General features: G+C 49.8%; 22 protein-coding genes. 15 read left to right on the top strand and 7 right to left on the bottom strand.

Annotation, left to right across the window (positions count from 1 at the left end):
* Nucleotides 1-148: 148 nt before the first annotated feature.
* The 8 genes from KZ771_RS13615 to KZ771_RS13580 all read left to right on the top strand — a co-directional run bounded on the left by KZ771_RS13615 (nucleotide 149) and on the right by KZ771_RS13580 (nucleotide 8,233).
* Nucleotides 149-565, top strand: coding sequence for a RimK/LysX family protein (locus KZ771_RS13615; protein ID WP_290653912.1), 417 nt, complete (start codon nucleotides 149-151; stop codon nucleotides 563-565).
* 2 nt (nucleotides 566-567) lie between these two features.
* Entirely contained in the window at nucleotides 568-1,476 is a 909-nt protein-coding gene (rimK, locus tag KZ771_RS13610) for a 30S ribosomal protein S6--L-glutamate ligase (RefSeq protein WP_133538600.1), read from the top strand.
* 32 nt (nucleotides 1,477-1,508) lie between these two features.
* A complete protein-coding gene (locus KZ771_RS13605; RefSeq protein ID WP_290569020.1) occupies nucleotides 1,509-2,525 on the top strand; it encodes a succinylglutamate desuccinylase/aspartoacylase family protein in 1,017 nt (338 codons plus the stop codon).
* Entirely contained in the window at nucleotides 2,525-2,863 is a 339-nt protein-coding gene (locus tag KZ771_RS13600; RefSeq protein WP_290653911.1) for an Hpt domain-containing protein, read from the top strand. Before KZ771_RS13605 ends, KZ771_RS13600 begins: the two co-directional genes overlap by 1 nt.
* A gap of 93 nt (nucleotides 2,864-2,956) precedes the next feature.
* A complete protein-coding gene (locus KZ771_RS13595) occupies nucleotides 2,957-4,666 on the top strand; it encodes a FapA family protein (protein WP_290653910.1) in 1,710 nt (569 codons plus the stop codon).
* A 3-nt stretch (nucleotides 4,667-4,669) separates the two neighbouring features.
* Nucleotides 4,670-5,692: a methyltransferase gene (locus KZ771_RS13590; protein ID WP_290653909.1), complete on the top strand. Its 1,023-nt coding sequence runs from the start codon at nucleotides 4,670-4,672 to the stop codon at nucleotides 5,690-5,692.
* 98 nt (nucleotides 5,693-5,790) lie between these two features.
* A complete protein-coding gene (locus KZ771_RS13585) occupies nucleotides 5,791-7,437 on the top strand; it encodes an ATP-binding protein (RefSeq protein WP_290568900.1) in 1,647 nt (548 codons plus the stop codon).
* Nucleotides 7,438-7,510: 73 nt separating this feature from the next.
* Entirely contained in the window at nucleotides 7,511-8,233 is a 723-nt protein-coding gene (locus tag KZ771_RS13580) for a response regulator (protein WP_208107595.1), read from the top strand.
* Here KZ771_RS13580 and KZ771_RS13575 read toward each other — a convergent pair.
* Nucleotides 8,227-8,580 (bottom strand): Hpt domain-containing protein, encoded by a 354-nt coding sequence (locus tag KZ771_RS13575; protein ID WP_290568896.1) that lies wholly within the window; start codon nucleotides 8,578-8,580, stop codon nucleotides 8,227-8,229. The genes KZ771_RS13580 and KZ771_RS13575 overlap by 7 nt on opposite strands.
* Before the next feature lie 190 nt (nucleotides 8,581-8,770).
* On the opposite strand from KZ771_RS13575, the gene folE2 reads away from it, so the two are divergent.
* From folE2 to KZ771_RS13540, 7 genes are all read left to right on the top strand, one after another.
* The gene (gene folE2 / locus KZ771_RS13570) at nucleotides 8,771-9,697 is read left to right on the top strand and encodes a GTP cyclohydrolase FolE2 (RefSeq protein ID WP_133538593.1); all 927 of its coding nucleotides are present in this window, start codon (nucleotides 8,771-8,773) and stop codon (nucleotides 9,695-9,697) included.
* A 271-nt stretch (nucleotides 9,698-9,968) separates the two neighbouring features.
* Nucleotides 9,969-10,550, top strand: coding sequence for a DUF2726 domain-containing protein (locus tag KZ771_RS13565; protein ID WP_133538592.1), 582 nt, complete (start codon nucleotides 9,969-9,971; stop codon nucleotides 10,548-10,550).
* A gap of 24 nt (nucleotides 10,551-10,574) precedes the next feature.
* On the top strand, nucleotides 10,575-11,528 hold the full coding sequence (locus KZ771_RS13560; protein ID WP_290568892.1) for a cobalamin biosynthesis protein: 954 nt from the start codon (nucleotides 10,575-10,577) through the stop codon (nucleotides 11,526-11,528).
* 49 nt (nucleotides 11,529-11,577) lie between these two features.
* Nucleotides 11,578-12,573, top strand: a complete 996-nt coding sequence (locus KZ771_RS13555) for an adenosine kinase (RefSeq protein WP_290653908.1) — start codon at nucleotides 11,578-11,580, stop codon at nucleotides 12,571-12,573.
* 29 nt (nucleotides 12,574-12,602) lie between these two features.
* Nucleotides 12,603-13,988, top strand: coding sequence for an adenosylhomocysteinase (gene ahcY / locus KZ771_RS13550; RefSeq protein WP_290653907.1), 1,386 nt, complete (start codon nucleotides 12,603-12,605; stop codon nucleotides 13,986-13,988).
* A complete protein-coding gene (locus tag KZ771_RS13545) occupies nucleotides 13,988-14,563 on the top strand; it encodes a GNAT family N-acetyltransferase (RefSeq protein WP_290653906.1) in 576 nt (191 codons plus the stop codon). The genes ahcY and KZ771_RS13545 overlap by 1 nt, the downstream gene beginning before the upstream one ends.
* Before the next feature lies 1 nt (nucleotide 14,564).
* Nucleotides 14,565-15,884 (top strand): FAD-dependent oxidoreductase, encoded by a 1,320-nt coding sequence (locus KZ771_RS13540; protein ID WP_290568884.1) that lies wholly within the window; start codon nucleotides 14,565-14,567, stop codon nucleotides 15,882-15,884.
* A gap of 27 nt (nucleotides 15,885-15,911) precedes the next feature.
* Here the strand turns inward: KZ771_RS13540 and KZ771_RS13535 are convergent, their stop codons facing one another.
* From KZ771_RS13535 to cgtA, 6 genes are all read right to left on the bottom strand, one after another.
* Nucleotides 15,912-17,057: an ABC transporter permease subunit gene (locus KZ771_RS13535; protein ID WP_290568882.1), complete on the bottom strand. Its 1,146-nt coding sequence runs from the start codon at nucleotides 17,055-17,057 to the stop codon at nucleotides 15,912-15,914.
* Nucleotides 17,057-17,791: an ATP-binding cassette domain-containing protein gene (locus KZ771_RS13530; protein ID WP_133538585.1), complete on the bottom strand. Its 735-nt coding sequence runs from the start codon at nucleotides 17,789-17,791 to the stop codon at nucleotides 17,057-17,059. Before KZ771_RS13530 ends, KZ771_RS13535 begins: the two co-directional genes overlap by 1 nt.
* The gene (locus KZ771_RS13525) at nucleotides 17,791-19,272 is read right to left on the bottom strand and encodes an alpha/beta hydrolase (protein ID WP_290653905.1); all 1,482 of its coding nucleotides are present in this window, start codon (nucleotides 19,270-19,272) and stop codon (nucleotides 17,791-17,793) included. The genes KZ771_RS13530 and KZ771_RS13525 overlap by 1 nt, the downstream gene beginning before the upstream one ends.
* Before the next feature lie 160 nt (nucleotides 19,273-19,432).
* A complete protein-coding gene (locus KZ771_RS13520) occupies nucleotides 19,433-19,807 on the bottom strand; it encodes a DUF3718 domain-containing protein (RefSeq protein ID WP_290568877.1) in 375 nt (124 codons plus the stop codon).
* Nucleotides 19,808-19,919: 112 nt separating this feature from the next.
* Nucleotides 19,920-20,420, bottom strand: a complete 501-nt coding sequence (folA, locus tag KZ771_RS13515; RefSeq protein WP_290653904.1) for a type 3 dihydrofolate reductase — start codon at nucleotides 20,418-20,420, stop codon at nucleotides 19,920-19,922.
* Nucleotides 20,421-20,670: 250 nt separating this feature from the next.
* On the bottom strand, nucleotides 20,671-21,837 hold the full coding sequence (gene cgtA / locus KZ771_RS13510) for an Obg family GTPase CgtA (RefSeq protein ID WP_290653903.1): 1,167 nt from the start codon (nucleotides 21,835-21,837) through the stop codon (nucleotides 20,671-20,673).
* Between the last annotated feature and the right edge of the window lie 33 nt (nucleotides 21,838-21,870).

Raw genomic sequence — 21,870 nt, 5'->3', positions numbered from 1 at the left:
CGCACGTCGAGTGTAAAACGTAAAGTGTAACGGATGGGATCAATCTGCTAGCGTAACAAAAATTAATTGCGCTAATCTGAAAATAGTGTATCTAGCATGTTCACCAACAACGTGTTGCAATAGAGCGTAAGATCGACAAGGAGAAGCCATGCAAGTTTTGGGCTGGAAGGAATGGGGAAGCCTCCCCGATATCGGTATTGAGCGGATTCACATGAAAGTGGACACAGGCGCCAAAACGTCCTGCTTGCATGCCTTTAAACTCGAACCCTTTGAGCGGGATGGTAAGGCGTGGTTGACCATTTATATGCATCCAAAACAAGACTCATTGCAAGAGCATTGCTTTGAGGCGCCCGTTTTTGAAAAACGCGAGGTGACCGATTCTGGCGGTCACACCGAATTACGCTATGTTATTAGAACCCGGTTAGTACTGGGGCAGTTTGACCACGTTGTTGAGCTGACCTTAACCAACCGGGATACCATGAAATTTAGGATGCTGTTGGGCCGTCAGGCCATGCGCCATCATTTTACCGTTGATCCAGCGGCCGCCCACTTACTAGGAGAGTAATTATGCGAATTGCTATCTTGTCGCGTAACAGCAACTTATATTCGACCCGTCGATTGGTCGAAGCCGCGCGTGAGCGTGGGCACGAGGTTGATGTATTAAACCCGCTCAGTTGCTACATGAATATCAACGCACGAGAAAATTCAATTCACCGCCATGGCAAAGAGCTGCCGTACTATGATTGTGTCATTCCCCGTATTGGCGCATCAGTGACCTTTTACGGTACCGCCGTACTGCGTCAGTTTGAAATGATGGGCACCTATCCACTAAACGAATCGGTTGCTATCTCTCGCAGCCGCGACAAACTGCGCTCGTTGCAGTTACTTTCACGTAAAGGCATTGGCTTGCCGACTACCGGTTTTGCCGATCAGCCTCAGGATATCCCCGACTTAATCGATATGGTCGGTGGCGCACCGCTGGTCATTAAATTATTAGAAGGTACCCAGGGTATCGGCGTGGTGTTAGCCGAAACCGCGCAGGCCGCGGAAAGTGTTATCGAGGCCTTTATGGGCATGAAATCAAACATCATGGTGCAGGAATATATTCGCGAAGCCGGCGGTGCCGACATCCGTTGTTTTGTGCTGGGTGACAAAGTCGTGGCGTCGATGAAACGTCAGGCTAAAGAAGGCGAATTCCGTTCTAACCTGCACCGCGGTGGCAGTGCCAGCTTGATTAAACTGACACCAGCAGAACGCCAGACCGCGATTAAGGCAGCTAAAACCATGGGCCTGAACGTTGCCGGTGTGGATATTCTGCGCTCTAATCACGGTCCATTGGTGATGGAAGTAAACTCATCACCTGGCCTTGAAGGTATTGAAACGGCATCCGATAAGGATATTGCCGGACAAATTATTACCTTTTTGGAAAAGAACGCCAAAGCGCATAAAACCCGCACCAAGGGGAGTCGTGGCTAATGGCGGTGTCACGCACTTCGCGTAAATCGGTAATGGCGGCGTTTGAGTTAGCCGGCACGCGCATCGAACCGGGTTCGCATCAGCACATTTTGATTCCGGCGGTGCGGCTTTATAACGACGCACCACTGGACCTGAGAGTGGACGTTTTTCACGGTACCAAGCCGGGGCCGGTAATGCTGCTGTGCGCGGCTATCCATGGCGATGAGTTAAACGGCATTGAGGTATGTCGGCAGATTATTAGCCAAACCGATGCTTTACGCTTGCACGGTACGCTGATTGTCGTGCCTATCGTTAACTTATTTGGTTTTGTGCAGCAATCACGTTATTTGCCGGATCGACGTGACTTAAACCGCTGTTTCCCGGGTTCAGAGCGTGGAGCCCTGGGGTCGCGCATGGCGTTTTTATTTAGTGAAGAACTCGTTAAAAAGTGCACGCATATTGTCGACTTACATACCGGCGCCATTCACCGCAGTAATTTGCCGCAGATTCGTGTGGATGTGGAAAACAACGCGGCACTGGATATGGCCAAGGCATTTGGCAGCCCGGTTATCTTGCACTCGAAAGAGCGCGATGGTTCGCTCCGTGCTCTCGCTAACGAATTAGGTATTCCGTTGATCCTTTACGAAGCAGGTGAGGCATTACGTTTTGATGACGCGTCGATTAATGCCGGGGTACAAGGTGTACAAAACGTCATGAAACACCTGAAAATGCTAAAAGGACGACGCCGGGGCAAACGCATTTCGCCGGTTATTGCTCGTCGTTCGACCTGGGTGCGTGCGGAAAAAGACGGTTTGGTGCTACGCAAAGTGGAACTCGGCCAAACCATCCAGAAAAATCAAGTGCTTGCGCACACCGTCAACCCGCACGCCGACGAGGCCGATATTATTTCATCGCCGGTTGCCGGGGTGGTTATCGGCTGTAGCAATATACCCGTTGCCAACGAGGGCGAGGCCTTATTTAACGTCGCGCAGTTCGAAAAAGAAACCATTAGTGAGGCCACCGAAGTGGTCGGTTCGTTTACCGAGACATACGACAATAGAACATTCTGATGACTGGCGTGCTCGATATTAACCAAGGCCTGCGCCACTGCAATAATGACCCCGCAATATACAATGCGGTATTGCAACAATTTCTGTTGCAGTACCGTGACGGGATTAATACAACAACCTGGCTGGCCGATCCGGAACATGCAAAAATCGAGTTGCACACGTTAAAAGGTTTGTGTGCGACCATTGGCGCGTTACCGCTCAGTACACTGGCGGCCCACAGCTATCAACAGTGGACAGAGTTAACCGCCAACGATGCCAAAGACGAACTGCAACAGCTCAGTCTGGAGCTACAGCATCTTATACGAGCTATAGATAACTACCTGAACAAAATAAATTAATTATATTTTTGATAAATTATTGCCCACAACGCCATTAATTTTCGCTACACTGAGCCGATATAACAATAACTATAAACTTCGTTAACGGGTGTTATGTCGGGCAAACCGTTAGATAATGTTCGCTTTCAGCGTGACGGCAGCGATGTATATGTGTTTATTCCTGCATCTCAGAATACCGTCAAACCTGAACATCTCAAACAGGCTTTTCAACTGTCTGAGTTTGCGAGTGCGCAATTGTTCGACCGCAGTGCCTTTGAGTTAATCGCCAGGCACTTCAACGAATGGCGCCAACAACGAGAACGTGACGATACCAGCAATTACAGCGAAGCTGTCGCACAGCTAATTGATGCGCAAATTAGCATTACAATTGATGACGACGACATGCAGGCAGTGGCTGAAGTAACCTCTGCCTGGGGCGGGGAGCCTATTACACGCCCCAAACTTCTGGCCGAGTTGAAGCAGCACGGCATTTCGACTGGTATTCAGCGACCCGCTATCAATCAAATTTTACAACACTGTATCGAAGCACCGCCCGGCACGACCGTAGAAGTCGTTGTTGCGCGCGGTAAACTCCCCAAAAATGGCCGTAACGCGCGTTTTCAGCAACTGGTAGAAGATGCCCGACAACGCATTCTGCGCCCGCAGGAACGCGATGACGGCACCGTCGACATGCGCGATCTTGGCAAACAAATTACCGTTAACGAAGGCGATGAACTAATGCGCCGCCTGCCACCCGAAGGCGGCCGCGAAGGCATTACGGTCAAAGGCGTAAAACTGCCTGCCGAGGGTGGTGAGGACCAACAGTTGACGCCCGGCGAAGGCAGTCAGATATCCGACTCTGATCCGGATTTGTTAATAGCCACAAAAGTAGGCATGCCCTGGTTTACTCATAACTCGGCTAATGTCGATGACGTTTTAACGCTTAAGTCGGTTGATGTATCCACCGGCCATGTTGACTTCAAAGGTTCGGTTATTGTTTCCGGTAGCGTTACCGAGGGTATGCGTGTTACCGCCAGCGGCGACATTACAGTGGCTGGGTATGTCGACTCGGCTGAGCTTAATGCCGGTGGCAATATTACCGTGCGCAAGGGCTGCATTGGCCACATATCTAAAGAAGACGAGCAGCTAGTGCTGGATAACGAGCACTTTATCCCGACCTTATCCAGTAAATTATCGGCCGCCGGTAATATTTGGTGTGCCTATGCTCAGTATGCCTATTTAGAGAGCGGTTTAGGTATTATTGTTGATAAACAGCTCACTCATTGCCATGTCATCACATCCGGTCCGGCGGAAATAGGCGGCGATGACAAGCAGGCGCGGGGCAAGATCATCGGTGGCACCTTCGAAACCTGCGCGCCAATATTTGCCGGGCAATTAGGGGCTCGTGCGGGGACCCGCACACGGTTTATTTTATCGCCGCCGCCACCGGACGACAGCACCCTCGACGCGCTCGATTCGTTGACTGAGAACTTTAAAGCCACCATGGCAAAAATGAAACGGTTAAAAGTTGGGTTGGGACGCTGCAATGCGCTTGAAGACGAGCAAATGCGTATTAAGCACAGCCGCACGTTAATTAATGCCATCCGCGTTGAGCACAATAAGCTACAAGCCATAAAAGACGATATTGCCGTTATTAAGGCGTCGGTTGATAACCACCCAACACTGCGTGTCATTGCTGCAAAAGAGGTTTTTCCTGGTGTTAAGTTTGTTCATCAAAATAAAAATCTGCAGATGAAAGAGCACCGGGGTGGTACACTATTCATGCTGCAAGATCATCAACTCAGAATGGATATATTACGTTAACTTATGCCGCAAAACAGTACCTCTGAAGCCGTGGCCAAACTGCTTCAACGCCAGCCTCAGCACCCCTGGAACACACTCGATAACGACAAAAAACTACTGGTTGTTAACCCCGACGGTAATGCGCTGACATTTTTGACTGCAGATGCCTGGTGTTTTCATGCAGGTCATGCAAGCTATTGGCCGCAGGCATTCTGCCAGGCGCTTCCGCCACGCCTCGATGCATACGGGGGCGTTATGTTGGTGGCCGCCAAAGAACAGGCATTGAATCAGTATATTCTTCGTTGTTTGGCCGCGTTACCCGCAACTACACCAATATGGCTGGTTGGGGAAAAACGCGGTGGCATTAATTCATTAGTCAAACGCCTTCCGGAAAGCTTCAGCAGCGCAACTAAGCTGGCGGTAGGCAACCACTGCCAATTATTCCAAACAGAGGTAGTGGCATCATTACCACCGTTAACCGACGATACCGAGCTACTAGCACTGGCCGATGACATCACTGTTACCCTGCCGGAGCGACAGTTTTCGCTTAAGAGTCTGCCGGGCGTGTTTAGTCGGCAACGCGTGGATGCGGGCACTCAACTGCTGTTAGAGGCACTACCACAACAACTGCCAACGCCGATTTTGGACTTTGCCTGTGGTAACGGGGTTATCGCAAAAACATTACATGAGCGTCAACAGCCGCTATTGTATGCGTGCGACGTTAATCCGTTAGCTATCGCGGCAACGGCGATAAACCTCAGCGGTGCCAATGCAGAAATATTTTTAGCTGACGGGTTGCCGGAACTACCGCAGGCGGTTGGCTGTATTGTCAGTAACCCTCCTTTCCACACCGGCCTGAAGACAGATTATACCATTGCCCGCGAGTTTATCACTGCCGCCTATAGTAGGTTAAAGCGCCATGGTGAACTGTATCTGGTTGCCAACAGTTTTTTACCCTGGCCCGAGGTTATCGAGCGTACCTTTGGTCATTGTCGGCAAATTACGCACAACAATCGTTTTACCGTTTATTACGCTCAACGCAATTAAACGTAAATTAATCGATTGACGTCACTTAACGACTGTACAAATTTTAACGATTTGATAACATATAGATATTCAGTCTTCAGCGAGTTGTTGTGACGCGCATGCAATCGATTTCCCTAAAACGCGGTCTTATCGTTGTGGTTTTGTTAGTGACCGCGATAGCCCTAGGTATCGGTTTTACCATCAACGTTTTTAGCCAGGTTAATCAATATCAGGAGTCGATGTTAGCGCGGGTTACCTCCTATGCAAAAATCGTCGCTGGTAATGCGCGTGAAAGCGTTGCGCTGGATGATAACAGTAACGAAACACGCCGATTAGCTACTCTGGCTAACAGCCAGTTTGTGCAACATGTTCATATTTACCGGCTGGAACCGACAAGCGGCGAACTGAGCTTTTTTGCCAGTTATAATAAAGAGGGATTAGCCCCAATCCCGGCCAAGTTTTCCAAAATAGAGCAGCTGAGCCAGGCTCAAATCAATGCCGACTTTATGGAAGTAGCCGAACCGATTTTGTTAGATAATTCGGTAATCGGTTACGTGTATTTGCGTGGTTCTACCAACGAAATCCGCTTATTTATGTGGCGTTCAATAGGCGTAGCGGTGCTGGTTTTTCTGGTCACCCTAATCGCCTGTTGGATTGCTACCATCCGTTTAAGGCGCGGTATTACTCAACCACTAGAGCATATCGTTGATATTGCCAGCCAAATAGCCCGGGATAAAAACTACACACTAAGGATTCCCGACTCCCGCGTCGATGAGTTTAACGATCTGGGGCAGTCTCTTAATATAATGTTGGAGCGGGTACAGCACCAAATCGAACGCCAGCGTCGCGCAGAGCAAGAGGCAAGTCAGTTAAATGCAGAACTCGAGCAGCAAGTAACACAGCGCACCAAAGCACTGCGCGAATCTAATCAGGAGTTACTCGCGACTCTGGAACAGCTACACCAGTACCAGGGACAACTGGTCGAATCCGAGAAGATGGCGTCGCTCGGCGATATGGTTGCCGGTATAGCACACGAAGTTAACACCCCCATCGGCTTATCCGTAACTGCATCGACACTGTTACAGGACAAGCTCGCCGTTATGCAGGAAAAATTTAACGAGAAACGCATATCAACTAATGAGTTTGCGCGTTTTTTGGGTGACTGCGACGAAAACCTTGCCATCATTTACCGCAACGTTAATCGCGCTGCTGAACTTATTACCAGCTTTAAGCAGGTCGCCGTCGACCAATCTTCAGAAGTTGACCGAACCATTGAAATTCACAGCTTTATGCGCGATGTATTAACCTCGGTTAAGCCGCGTCTTCTGGATATTGAGAAGTTCCCGATTCAGGTGCATGCAGCAGATAATTTAGAGGTGATGACTAAGCCCGGTCCATTAAACCAAATCCTGATTAATTTGATCGTAAATTCGATGGTGCACGGCTTTGACGGCAAAACATCGGGCCATATCGAAATCAATTTTGAGCTTATTGATGATGATTTGGAAATTACCTACCGCGACGATGGTAATGGTGTACCCTTCGATATTCGTAAAAAGATTTTCGACCCCTTTGTAACCACTAAACGTGGTGCAGGCGGTAGTGGCCTTGGTTTGCATTTAGCTTATAACCTGGTAACGCAGGTATTAGGGGGTAACATTCACTTCTTTAGCGAAGAACAACAAGGCGTCGAGTTTATCGTGCGTTTTCCGGTAACCGTAGTTAATGCGCCGGCAAGCTTGAAAAATTTTGAACAAAAGTCATAATATAGCGTCAATATTTGTACATCTTTTCTTATAAGCGCTGAATTATAATAATTTGCCAGGAACGCGGAACGCTATGAACGCCAGACTATTGATTGTGGAAGATGAGGTTGTTACCCGCCAGACGTTAACCCGTCTTTTCCAACAGGAAGATTACGAAGTATTTGATGCAGCCGATGGCTTGCAAATGGAAAACATCATGCGTCAGGAACGCATCGATGTCGTTATTATGGATGTTAACTTACCCGGCAAAAATGGCCTGGAGTTAGCAGAGTCATTGCGTGAACGTGATAATATCGGGCTAATATTTTTGACCGGTCGGGATAGCGAAGACGACCGCTTATTAGCACTGGAATTAGGCGCCGACGATTACTTGATTAAACCTTATAATCCGAAAGAGCTGACCATTCGGGTGCGCAATCTATGTCGACGCATCGAAGCATCACGGAACAGCAATCCAGTCGAAACCAACAGCGTGCAGTTTCACTTTCATGGTTGGCGCCTGAATAGCGATAGTCGTTGTCTTTATTCTCCCGAGAACCAAATGTTCCGGTTGCCAAAAAGCGAATACCGCGCCCTCGAGCTGTTTTTAACTAATCCGGGTCGAATTCTGGATCGTGAAACCCTGGTTAAGCGTATGTTGGACCGTGAATTACGACCCAACGATCGTACTGTCGATGTGGCAATCCGTCGCATTCGTCGCCATTTCGAGTCACATCCGGATACACCTAACCTAATCACCACCATTCATGGTGAAGGTTACCGCTTTATTGGCGAGGTTTCTCAGGAAGCTCAGTGAGCTTCCTGTTCTATCCACTGTTGCAGTTGTTGCCGGTGCGGAATAACCGAATCGGCCCATTCAATCAGTAAACGCTCAGCTTGTGGCCACTCCCAGCTTTCCTTTTCCAGCTGTTCCATAAATTTGGCAAGCTGGACTAAACCGACCGAATTACACGCACCCTTGACCTTGTGTGCCTGACTTCGTAATTGCTCTTCATTCTTTTCTTTAGCCGCCTGATGCAACAAATTGGCATAGCTCTGAATGATCTGATCAAAGGTCGTCAGCGTCGCGTTAAGGCCATCTGTGCCTAAGCTATCGTGATATTGTTTTAGTAATTGTGTGTCGAGGACGCTGTCCTGTGTCATTTGATTCGCTCCGTTACAATCCAAAACTCTATCGTGTGCGTAATCCTTGATTCAGTCAACCGATACTGTTAATCGGTTAAATCTGATTAAATTTTGTGTTCGGGAATGAAATGATCCCAGCATCTACGATATACTAGCGGATTCGACATTTATGCTTGATACAGTTAAAAACAATCGGAGTTCTAAACGAATGCCTAATAGCATGCCCGACGTAGCCAATCACAGCCAGGCGCAAACAGAAGGAACCCTGGACTGGGTTGGCATGAGCAACATTGAAGTGCCTCTTATGGTCGCTGCTTCTGACGCCGCCGAGCGTCCGGTGGCCGCGCACGTAGAGGCATTCGTTAATTTAAAAGATCCGAAGACCAAAGGCATTCACATGTCGCGGCTGTATTTGCTGCTGGATCAATTATCAACTGAAGGTGAGTTAAGTCACGCATCATTGAAGCAGTTACTGCGCGACTTTATCGACAGCCACAGCGATATTAGCGACCAGGCGTTTATTAAGTTTGATTTTGAATATCACTTGCGCCGTGAGTCACTGATCAGTCGCAAAAAAGGCTGGAAGGCTTACCCGGTAAGTTTAACCGGCCGTTACGATGCCGGCCGCTTGTCGCTGGAGTTGTCGGTAGACGTACCCTACTCATCGACTTGCCCCTGTTCAGCTGCGCTCGCACGCCAGCTTATTCAGGAAGCCTTTGTCGATAAGTTTGCCGATAAAGAAGTGATCGACAAAGCCACCATGCATGAATGGCTGGGTTCAACCGAAGGTATCGTGGCTACGCCGCATAGCCAGCGGTCAACGGCTGAAGTTAAAGTTAAACTGGCGGAAGATCTGGAAGAGTTCCCGATAGTAGCTTTGATTGACGCGGTAGAAGGCGCCCTCAAAACACCTGTGCAAGCAGCGGTTAAACGCGAAGACGAGCAGGAATTTGCACGCCTCAACGGCCAGAACCTGATGTTCTGCGAAGATGCCTCGCGTCGCCTGAAGCACCAGTTAAACCAAATGGCGATCTTTAAAGATTTCTGGTTGCGGGTAAATCACTACGAATCCTTGCACGCCCACGACGCCGTTGCTATCGCCACTAAAGGCGTTGATAGCGGTTACCGGGCATAGCAGGCGCTTCGCGCGGGATAGGGCCCGCGGCCGGGATAGGCTCGCTGCGCTCGCGGTTTAGCTTGCTGCCTTCGGCGCAAGGGTTTAGGGGCTTCGCCCGTTAAACCGGCGAAGCCCTACACCGGCCGCAGGCCCCAAACCGCGATGGCGCAGCCCGAAGCCTAAACCGCGCGAAGCGCCTAAACCGCGAGCGCAGCGAGCCCAATTGGCACATCCTTTGCATTAGTTTTGACACGAAGTTTGTTGTGTCAATTTTTTGCCGAGGTGAGTTATGGAAATCGTGTTGTTACTCTTTGTCGTGGTCTTAATTGCGGTGGCAATGATCGCCAGCCGTATGTCAGAGAACTACGCCCCCTACCCCTATAAACTCAAAGATGTCAGCTTGTGCACGCCGCAGGAAGCACAATTTATGACACTCCTCACTAAAGCCGTAGGTGATGACTTTCGAATATTTACCAAAGTCCGCCTGAGCGATATTGTCGCGGTTAAAAAAGGCGTTTCGGGTAGTGTGCAAAAAGATGCACAGAACAAAGCCAACCAACGTATTTTGGATTATGTTTTGTGTGACGTTGACACCATGACCGTCAAAGCCGTTATCGAATTAGAACCAGCCAGCAGTAATCTACAGCAGCAAAAGCGTAATCTGTTTTTGAAAAACACACTGGCAGCCGCCGGGCTACCGTTTTTACGCTTTAAAGCCAAGCCTGGATACCGTGTGGCTGACTTGCATGATTACATTCATGGCAAAATTCGCCAGGCAGAACATATCCGCGCGGCCGTGCCTAAAACGCAGCAGAGCCCGGACAGCGGCAGTGAACAGGGTAATAAACAACACTCGCCTATTGCCGCCTAACGTTAGCTTGGGCAAACTAAGGTCATGAACACGCATGACCTTTACACATTACTAATCTCCAGCCCCATACTAGCGCTCATTGCGCTAGCGCTTGAACGCTGGTTACCCTGGCCGGAGCAATGGCACCCGCTGCCAATGTTCCGGCTATTTGCACAATATCTGCAAACTAAAGTCAATAAACCAGGCTACTCCCCGGAGCAACAGCGCTTTGCCGGCGCCATGGCCGTGGTGATGCTGTTATTTATCAGTCTGGTGCCTACTGCAATTGTGGTGTATGCCGCCGATTTTTCAGAAATCCTCGGCGCCTTGGTGTTGCTAGCTTGTTTGCGCCGTCAGCACTACCTGAAACTACTGAACAAAGTCGACGCATTAGCGTTAAAACAACAAAAACGAGCGGCGCGCGCACTGCTTGCGCGCATCGATTACCGCGACACCGATCAGTTAAGTGTGCATGGGTTAGTCAAAGCAACCGCAGAGCTTCGCGCAGTCAGTATTATTCACCATCGATGGGCGCCGATCCTAGCTTGGTTACTGGGCGGTCCGATATTGGCGTTGGCTCTGCGCCTGATTAGTGAACTCTACACCTTATGGCCTATCAGTGTTTCGCGTTACCGCACTTTTGGTTTGCCGGCGCGCGCTGCCTACGTGCTGTTGATTGGTCCGGTTACGTTGTTACTCTCTGTTACTGCGCTATTGATAGCCGCCGTTAGCAACGCTCGTCCAGCTGAGCCGATTAAAAACAGCCGCGCCTGGGTTTGGCCAACCGGCAAATGGCTGGACAGCCTGAGTCGTTGTCACAATATTGCCTTAGGTGGGCCAATTAAGGTGCAGGGTACTCGCATAGAACGGCAACGCTTTGCCGGCCGCGCACCAGAGCAACACAACGCACAATTTAGACGCGCTATAGCTCGCTGGCACGGCTATCTGATACTGCTATTAATTGTCGCCGTATTGCTGTTGTTCATTTATCGACCCTGAGCCTGACTTCGTATATACTGTGCGCCCTAATTAGCAACCACAATTCGTTATGAAAACCATTGACGTAATCGGCATTGGAAATGCCTTGGTAGATCAAGAGTTTGAAGTCTCTGACGCCTTTTTAAAACAACACAGTCTGGAAAAGGGCATGATGGCCCTAATCGAAGAAGACGACCAAAATAAGCTAATTGCCGAACTCAGCAAACTGGGTGAGCTCAAAAGACAATGCGGCGGTGGCTCAGCAGCAAATTCGTTGGTGGCTTTCGCCCAGTTTGGCGGTAGTGCCTTTTATTGTTGTAAAGTAGCTGACGACGAAGCGGGTCAATTTTATCGCCAAGATCTAGAACAGGTCGGCATTCGTACTAACCTCGAAACGCAGCAAAACCCGGGTACCACGGGTCGATGCCTGGTGATGGTAACGCCGGATGCCGAGCGCACCATGCGCACGCATCTTGGTATTACTGCAGATTTATCCGTCGACGAACTGGATGAAGAAGCCATTGCAGCGTCAGAGTATCTGTATATTGAAGGTTATCTGATTACCTCTGAGATCGCGCGTGGTGCGATTAACCGGGCTAAGCAGATAGCACGGGAAAATAATACCAAGTTGGTAATGACCTGTTCTGACCCAGCCATGGTTAAGTATTTTCGCGACGGTATCGAAGATATCCTCGACGGAGGTGTCGACTTAATGTTCTGTAATCGCGAAGAAGCTGAGTTACTAACCGGCGAAAGCGATGCAGAAGCTGCTGCTAAAGCCTTGTTGGCACAGGCAAAAACCGTCGCCATTACGTTAGGTAAAGATGGTGCGTTGATTATGAATCAGCAGCGCCAGGTACATATTCCCGGGGTAGAAGTTAAAGCAATTGACACAAACGGTGCCGGTGACATGTTTGCAGGCGCGATGCTATATGGCCTGACCAAAGGTCTGTCGCTGGCAGACGCTGGCCGTTTAGCAAGTCATGCCGCGGCAGAGCTGGTGACCGAGTTTGGTGCGCGATTAAGTAAAGCTCGCCAGCAACAATTGCTTGAACGCTTATTTTAACCGGACACATTACAGAGTGAGATGACACTATGAGTTTGAATGATCCGAAGCACACTGATTTTAAAGTAGCTGACATTAACTTGGCTGAGTACGGACGCAAAGAGATCGCTATCGCCGAGTCAGAAATGCCGGCACTAATGACGATTCGTCGCAAGTATGCCGATAGCAAGCCGTTGCAAGGCGCGCGCATCATTGGTTGTATTCACATGACCATTCAAACCGCGGTGCTTATCGAGACGCTACTGGAACTGGGCGCAGAAGTGCGCTGGTCTTCCTGCAATATCTTCTCGACTCAGGATCACGCCGCCGCTGCCATGGCTGCCCGCGGTGTTCCTGTGTTTGCCTGGAAAGGTGAAACCGAGGAAGAATATGAATGGTGCCTGGAGCAAACCTGTCATAAAGATGGCGAGCTATGGGACGCTAACATGATTTTGGATGACGGCGGTGACTTAACCCTGATGATCCATGAGAAATTTCCGCAAATGCTGGAAAAAATCCATGGTATTACCGAAGAAACCACGACCGGTGTACATCGCCTATTAGACATGCTGGAAAAAGGCACATTGCGGGTTCCGGCTATTAACGTTAATGATTCAGTCACTAAGTCTAAAAACGACAACAAGTACGGTTGCCGTCACTCACTGAATGATGCCATTAAACGTTCTACTGACCACCTGATGTCGGGTAAAAAAGCCTTAGTCATTGGCTATGGCGACGTCGGTAAAGGCTCTGCCGCGAGCTTACGTCAGGAAGGTATGATTGTAAAAGTTACCGAAATCGATCCAATCTGTGCGATGCAGGCATGCATGGACGGCTATGAGGTTGTCTCACCTTACCTGGATGGTGTTAATAAAGGCGACGGCAGCAATATTAATACCGCACTGTTGCAAAACACCGATTTGCTGGTCACTACCACGGGTAATATGAACGTCTGTGACCGCTATATGCTGGCGGCGCTTAAATCATCAGCGGTAGTATGTAATATCGGTCACTTTGATAACGAAATTGATACTAAATACATGCGCGATAACTGGCGCTGGGAAGAAATCAAACCGCAGGTACACAAAATCTATCGTTCAGATGACGATGCAGATTATCTGCTATTGTTAGCTGAAGGCCGTTTGGTCAACTTGGGTAACGCAACCGGGCATCCGAGTCGCATCATGGATGGTTCGTTTGCTAACCAGGTATTAGCTCAACTGCATTTGTTTGAGCAAAAATATGCTGACATGAGTCTGGAACAGCAAAAAGAATACCTGCGCGTTGAAGTACTACCGAAGCAGCTGGACGAAGAAGTTGCGCGCTACATGGTGCAAGGCTTTGGCGGCGTAGTAACGTGTCTAACAGCAGACCAGGCCGATTATATTCACGTGAATGTAGACGGTCCGTTTAAAACTGACGAGTACCGCTACTAATGGCGGGTGACGTCATTTATCGCACAATAACGGCTGCCGATTCGGCGGCCGTTATTGATTTAGCGAACCAAGTTCACGGTGATAACTACCTTAGCGAAGAGTCACTAGCCGCTTTATTAGCTGGTGGTACGGTAGCCGATGTTAAATTAAACTGGCTTGCCGAACGTGACGGCGAGGTGCTTGGCGTTCGACTAACCCTGGCTCCCGGTAACTGGCCCGTTGACGACGCCTGCACGCCAACAAAATGGCCCTTTTCAGCTGCACAAATGTGTTACTTCAAGTGCGCTGCGGTGAGTGAGCGCGCACGTGGACTGGGTATTGGTAAGCAGCTACTGCAATGCAGTATAGACGCCGCTAAACAACTTGGCTGTAAGGCCGGGTTAGCCCATATTTGGCTGCAAAGCCCGCAAAACAGTGCCTATGAATACTTTAGCCGCTGCGGTGGTGTGTTGATTTCTACCCACCCTGACCGCTGGTTGCAAGCATCGTTAGAGGACGGTTATTACTGCCCGGTTTGCGATGGCACCTGCCGCTGTGAAGCGGGTGAGATGATTTTAGTATTTGAGGGCCAGTAGTATGTATGATCCGCTTGCCGACCAACAGTTACACTCGCACCAGCCGCGTGCAGACAGTTACTGGCAAGCGCATACCGCCGTTGAATGGCCCTGTTGTGGCGAGCTACCCGCACATACCGATGTCTTAGTCATTGGCGCTGGCTATACCGGCCTCAATGCCGCTCAGACTATAGCCGGTAAATACCAGCGTGATGTGACGGTTATCGATGCTAATGCATTGGCATGGGGATGCTCTAGTCGTAATGCCGGCTTTGTAATGAAAAGCACCGGTCGCTTAGGGCTATCCCAGTGGGCAAATAAGTTCGGTACCGCTATGGCGGAAAACATTGCCGCAGAACATGAGCTTGCTCATCAGCGTATCCGTCAGCACATTGATGCAACACCCTCGCGCTGCGACCGTCAATCCGGTGGCTACATCAAGCTTGCCCACCGCGCGCAGGCGGTACCGGCCTTAAAGCAGCAATACCAAACGCTGACGGCCTTTAAGCAACCGGTCAGTTGGTTAACAGCTGAAGAATTACCGCAGCTGGTCAACAGCCAACACGCCTTTGCCGGCCTTAAGTTTGACGACTGTTTTACGGTAAACCCGTTAAAGCTGGCAGCGGCGTCAGCAAAGGCTGCGGCTGATGCTGGTGCAACACTGGTTGAACATTGCAGTGCCGAATCTATTACACGACTGGCGGCCGGCTGGCGGGTAAAAACCTCGATGGGCGTGGTAGAGTGTAATAAATTATTAGTCTGCACCAATGCTTACACGGCCAATACCTTATTCGGCCCGTTAACCTGCCGTTCTTTGCCGGTTTTGTCGAGTATTATCACTACCCCGCCATTAACCGAAGAACAATTGCAGCAGACCCATCTAACCCCGCAACACGCTTTTATGGATACGCGTACTCTCAAGTATTACTTCAGGCTGTTACCGGATAACCGCTTATTAATGGGCGGGCGCGGTGCCATTCGTGGCCGCAATGCTAATGACCCGTTTTATGCACAACACCTGCTCAATGCGTTAAAAAGCTCATTCCCTGCGTTGGCAGATATTAAACAGTGGCAACATTTTTGGAGTGGCTGGGTCAGTGTGTCGCTGGATGATTACCCACGAGTTGGGGCCGTCGCCGACAATGCCTATGCAGCCATGGGCTACTGCGGTGCCGGCGTTAGCTTCTCGGCACTTGCAGGACAACGCCTGGCAGAAGCCGCAATGGGTGATAAGTTACCGGACCTGCCCTATTACAAAACTCCGCTTAAGCGCTTCCCCTTTGCACCGTTGCGCCGCATAGGACAGTGGGCGTTCTACCATTATGCCCGGATGACCGAGTAGCGTGCGCACAATGCGCACGTTAACAGGTTAAAGCCCGAACACCGTTTTTTCACTTTTCAGCATGCGCGCAATGGCCTGGCCAATAACTAATGCCAATGCAATGGTCGCTAATGCGCTAACACCGGTGCCTATCCAATTAATCGCCTCGCCGCGGATGAGCGATAAAAATGTCTGATGCTGTCCCGTAAGCGGCAAATAATAAAGTATTGGCGTTTTTAAACGAGCAAACTCAACGCCAAAAGAAGCCGCCATGGGAATAATCAACAAAAAGCTAATATAGGTTTGTGCCTCTTTAAAGTTCTTCGCCCTAAAGGATACAAAAAGCTGTAAGGTCGTTGCCAGCAATGCAAGCGGGATCAATAAAACGAACATCAACAGCATCATTGGTAGGCCAAAGCTGACACTCATGCCAATGTCCTGCAGCGGCACAAAATTAAAAATAATGGGGATCAGTATTAATGACAATGCGGCGCCGAAGATCGCGAAGCTGGCTGCCGCAAGAGTTTTACCCCAGACAATGGATTGTGTACTTAGTGGCTGTGAAAGCAGAAACTCGAGCGAGTTACGCTCCCGCTCGCCGGCGCTGATATCGATAGCCACATTCATACCGGACCAGAACACCGATAAAATAATAAAAACCAGCACACTACCCAGTATTAATGCTGCTTTTGAACCACGCGTCGCCAGGTCGTTTTTATTCAGTTGAATGGGTTGTACGACGCGCGGATCAAGGCCCCGCAGAATTAGCCGGTAATGCGTGATCTGCGCGGCATAACCCTGAATGGCCCGTTCTACGCGTTTAATATCACTTTGTTGCTTCTGTGCTGACCAATCAGCTTTTAACACTAAGTCGATGGGCTCTGCACGCTGCATTTTTTCATCCCATTGTGCAGGAATCATTAACGTAATCGGCGTAACCGTATCCGGCCAGGGGCTGGCCCGTTCGGTAATCCCCATCCGTTGCAAGTGTTGTATCAGCTCGGGCGCATTGTCTTTGCCTTCAATGCTAATCTCAACGTCAGAAGGGTCGGTCAATTGATTAATCAAAAAGAAAAACGCAACCGCCATCAACATGGGTCCGAAGAACGCGTATGACATAGCCGCCAATACAGACCGCTTATCGCGTAGCGCATCTTTAAATTCTTTGCGCCATATGAGTGTCGTCATCGTCATTACGCTGCAATCCCCTCATCGCTACCGATAATTTTTACAAACGCCTCTTCCAGAGCGCTCTCGCCGGTTAATTCACATAGTTCGTCAGGCGTTCCTTCAGCGGCCACCTTACCTTTTGCCATAACCACCACCCGGTCGCATAATGCGGCCACTTCCTGCATGACGTGGCTGGAGAATAAAATGCAGGTGCCTTGCGCGCGTTGTTCGCGCAGGATATCGCGCAGTATGCGGGTACTCATTACATCCAGACCACGGCTGGGTTCATCGAGAATAAGGTGTTTGGGATCGTGAACCAATGCCTGCGCCAATGCCACTTTCATGCGCTGACCCTGCGAGAAACCTGCTGACTTACGGTTGGCCAATTCAACAATATCCAGTTGCTCAATCACTTGCGCTACCCGCTGCTCCAGCTTTTCACCGGCTAAGCCATGTAATTGCGCAAAGTAAGCAATCTGTTCGCGCACAGTCAGGCGTTCGTAGAGACCAAATTTATCAGGGAATATACCGATCTGCCGACGAGCCTGAATCGGCTGTTGATTAGCATCGATGCCGTTAATAAGAGCCTGTCCCTGTTGCGCCTGTAACAGTCCATAGATAATTCTCAGACAGGTGGTTTTACCGGCGCCGTTAGGGCCGAGCAACCCCGTGATTTGCCCATCGGGAGCACTAAACGTAAGCGAGTTAAGCGCGTTTACGTCCTTGAAACTCTTACTTAATTGCTTTACCTCAATCATTACAGTCCCTCGCCATTAACGTTAAGTACAAATGGCTGGGCGACGCGTTTTTTCAGGCACTCACCGGATAAGTCCTGCACGCTACCGGCTTCAATAAAGTCAGCAATAATTTTGTTTGCGCAGGTATGGCTGGCGATAGTGTGGCTGGCATGTTCAGCAACAAAATGAGCGCTGTTAGTTAAGGTGCGGGCGGCGATATCGCCCCAGCGCGGCGGTGTAACCGGATCCTGAGTGCCTGACAATAACAATGCCGGCTTGTCGGACTCAACCGGTGCTGCCCATTCTGCTGCTACAGCATCGGCTGGCCAGGCTTTACACAATGCCTGAAACGCTTCGCCGGTGCGTCCGCCGATAAAGTCGTTGTTGGCGTCCTGTGCCAGTAGCTGCGCATCGGCGCGTGGTAAGTCTTCGCTACATAACACAGACAACATTAAGCCCAGGTAAATTGAATTTTGCGCAGCAACAGTCGTGCTGCCCATTAGCCCCAGAACCGGCTGAAAATTTCCGGCAGCGGCCTCATTAATAGTAAAAGGCAATAACTGACGCGTCATCGGGCTATATAGCGCTAAGCGAATAATCGAGCTAAAGCGGCCAGATGACAGCAGGATATCCGTAGGTTGGTTAGTTAGCGGGTCGTTGATCTGTAACCGCTGCGGCTGTTCGTCTAACGCTTGCATCACCTGCTGGTAGTCGTTTTTAACGTTAGGGAAGCGTTGCTCACAGCGCAGTTGTTGATTGCAGTCTTCAACTAACTTGTTAAATGCCAGGCTCGCATGCAGTCCAAACGGGCCTATAACGACTTGTGGCGGCGCCACCGCATCCAGGGTTGCTGTGCGCACAGAGTCGGGATAGTGCTGCAGGTACTTTAAACCGACGCGCGTGCCGTAAGAGCCGCCGTATAAATTAAACTGTTTGATGCCCAGATGTTCGCGTACCTGCTCAAAATCTTTAATGCTGTTTAGCGTGGTGTACTGTAAGGTGTCGGTATCTTCAAATTTTTGCAGACATCCAGCTGCCAGTTTTGTCAGGCTCTGCGCATCATCGGTTTGTAGCAGCTCATCGGCATGATCAACTTCACACTGTAATGGATTACTTTTGCCCGTACCACGCTGATCAATCAACACAATATCGCGCGTTTTGCGCACCGGCTCAAAAATTTTTGCGATCATTGGCGTTAATTCAGTCGCAGCCTGCCCTGGCCCGCCTGCAAGAATTAACAACGGATCGCTCCGCTTACCCTCTGATATCGCCGGTAACACCGCGTAATGAATAGCTATCTGCTTACCATCAGCTTGGTTATAGTTTTCGGGAACCTTTACAAAACCGCAGTTTAAACGCTCATCAACACCGTTGATAAAACAAGGTTCGGCTGTTTCCTGAGAGGTATCCTGGTTGGCTGAGGCCGTTATTGAAGTAGCGCTGATGAGTAGCCCTAATGCCACTAACCCCAGCGTCTCTAAATAGTGCCAAGCTGATCGCATTGTCATTCCCTGCTGTTACGCGTAAGGGAACTATGTTACTGCTCTTGGTAGGTTTAGCAATCAGTTTTAAGCAGAAAAGTGTTAGCAGATATTAATTTTTTAAAGATACAAAAAAGGGCTGCATGAGCAGCCCCTTTAATGCTTTTGGTGTGCTTTAGAATTAAAGGCCGGCGCGCTCTTTAATTGCTTGTGCGATAGGTGAACCACCGTGTCCATTTGACTGTGCCCACTCGTAGTCCCCTGAGCCTTTCAAATCATCAACGGCCAGGCGCCCGACGATAAACGTACCGACATCGTTAGAGCCGTTGGACATAGCAAACTGCAACAAGCTTTGACCATTACATTGAATACCGGTGTACACGTCACGAATACGCACGCGCGAGTCACGCAGTTTTTTACGCATACGCATGGTGTCGTCTCCCTGTACGTATGTACAAAGACTTAATGCCAATTCGTTAGCTTCTGCGTTTTTAGAAAATGTAACTCCGGTTGCCGCTACCGCTGCCATCACCGAGCCTAATAACAATGCTTTCATTTATGTGACCCCTATCACTAAACTGCTCAAATTTTCACCAGAATAATACTACGAATCAACAGCTCTATCAACGGCAGATTTTTAACTAAGCTGTTGATTTATTAACATTTAGTTAACGTTGTTTATCGAGAATTCGCGTAGTGTAAGCCGGTATTTGAGTACTCTCGGCGGCAACTTCGTGCCGCTCAATCTCACTCCACTCGGCTAGTTGCTGGTAATCGGGGAAGTAAGTATCGCCAGCAACATTCAATTCGATTTCGGTAACATAAAGCCGATCAGCAAGCGGTAAAAAAGTTTCATAAATTTTTCCGCCACCAATCACCATCAGTTCATCAACTGGCCCCGCCGCGGCGATAGCCTGTTTAACTCCGGACACCCAAACCACCTGTTCGTTCGGGTTTTGCGGCGGGTTTGTTCGATTAGATAGAATGATATTTTTGCGACCCGGCAACGGACGTCCTAACGATTCAAAGGTTTTGCGACCCATAACAATTGGCTTACCCAGCGTAATTTTTTTGAAATATTTTAGCTCGCTGGGAATGTGCCAGGGCATTTTATTGTCCTTGCCAATAACGCGGTTATTCGCCATGGCCGCCACTAAGGATATTTTCATTACCGCTCCTTTTAGACTCGCTGCGCTCGTGATTCAGGGCTTCGCCGGTACGGGCTCGCTTCGCTCGCGGTTTACGGCCTGCGGCCGGAGTAGCGTGCTGCCTTCGGCGCACGGGTTTCGGCTTCGCCGGTATGGGCTCGCTTCGCTCGCGGTGTAGGGCCTGCGGCCGGAGTAGCGTGCTGCCTTCGGCGCACGGGGTTAAGCTCGCGCCAAAGGCTGCGAGCTACACCGCGAGCGCAGCGAGCCGCTGTTACCGCTCGTAAATCACTTCGACGTCGTAGTCGTCATCATCAAAGTCATCGTCGTCATCTTCGTCTTCTGCATCCAGCATCGCCTGTTCGTGGTAGGTATCCCACTTAAAGTCGACCGGGTCAGTCTCGGTTGCCTTTTCAGCTTCCTCGTGAGGTGACGGCATGGTTTCGATAAACGCCATAACGTCGCGGCACAGTTTATCCGTGTCGCGCCCTTCGAGCGCCGCAATTTGATATACCGGGCCGTCCCAATTAAGCTCTTTAACCAGTTCATCAACTAACTGCTGACGTTCTTCTTCTAATACCAGATCAATCTTATTAATTACCAGCCAGCGCGGTTTTTCTGCCAGTTTGGGACTGTATTTTTCCAGCTCATCGATAATGATGCGCGCTTGCTCGGCAGGATCACTCTCATCAAATGGCGCCAGATCCACCAGGTGCAATAACAAGCGGCAGCGTTCCAGATGCTTCAAAAATTGAATACCCAGCCCGGCACCTTCAGCAGCACCTTCAATTAAGCCGGGAATATCTGCGATAACGAAGCTTTGATGATTTGCAGGTCGCACCACGCCCAGATTTGGCACCAGGGTAGTAAATGGATAGTCAGCAACCTTGGGTTTAGCCGCCGAAACCGATCGAATAAAGGTCGATTTACCGGCATTAGGCATACCCAGCAGGCCGACATCGGCTAACAACATCAGTTCAAGCTTGAGCTGACGTACTTCGCCCGGTGTGCCATCGGTTTTTTGCCTTGGAGCACGATTAACGCTGCTTTTAAAGCGCGTGTTGCCGAGGCCGTGAAAGCCGCCTTTTGCAACCATCAGGCGCTGACCATGACGAGTAAGGTCGCCAAGTACCTCGCCGGTATCTTCATCGACAGCCCGGGTACCAGGCGGCACATACAAGGTAATGTCTTCACCGCGTTTGCCGGTGCAGTTTTTACCCATGCCATTTTGACCACGTTGCGCCCGGTGAAAACGCTCAAATCGATAATCGATGAGCGTGTTCAAGTTCTCATCGGCTTCCAGGTAAACGTCGCCCCCGTCGCCCCCGTCACCGCCGTCGGGACCACCTTTAGGGATATATTTTTCGCGGCGGAAGCTGATACAGCCATTACCACCGTCGCCCGCTTCAACGCGGATTTCTGCTTCATCGACAAATTTCATGAATACACTTACTTTGCTTGAATGCCCGGATAA

Origin of the sequence: Idiomarina sp., from assembly GCF_019431395.1 — a bacterium.
GTDB lineage: Bacteria > Pseudomonadota > Gammaproteobacteria > Enterobacterales > Alteromonadaceae > Idiomarina.
This window is presented reverse-complemented; position numbering and strand designations above follow the sequence as displayed.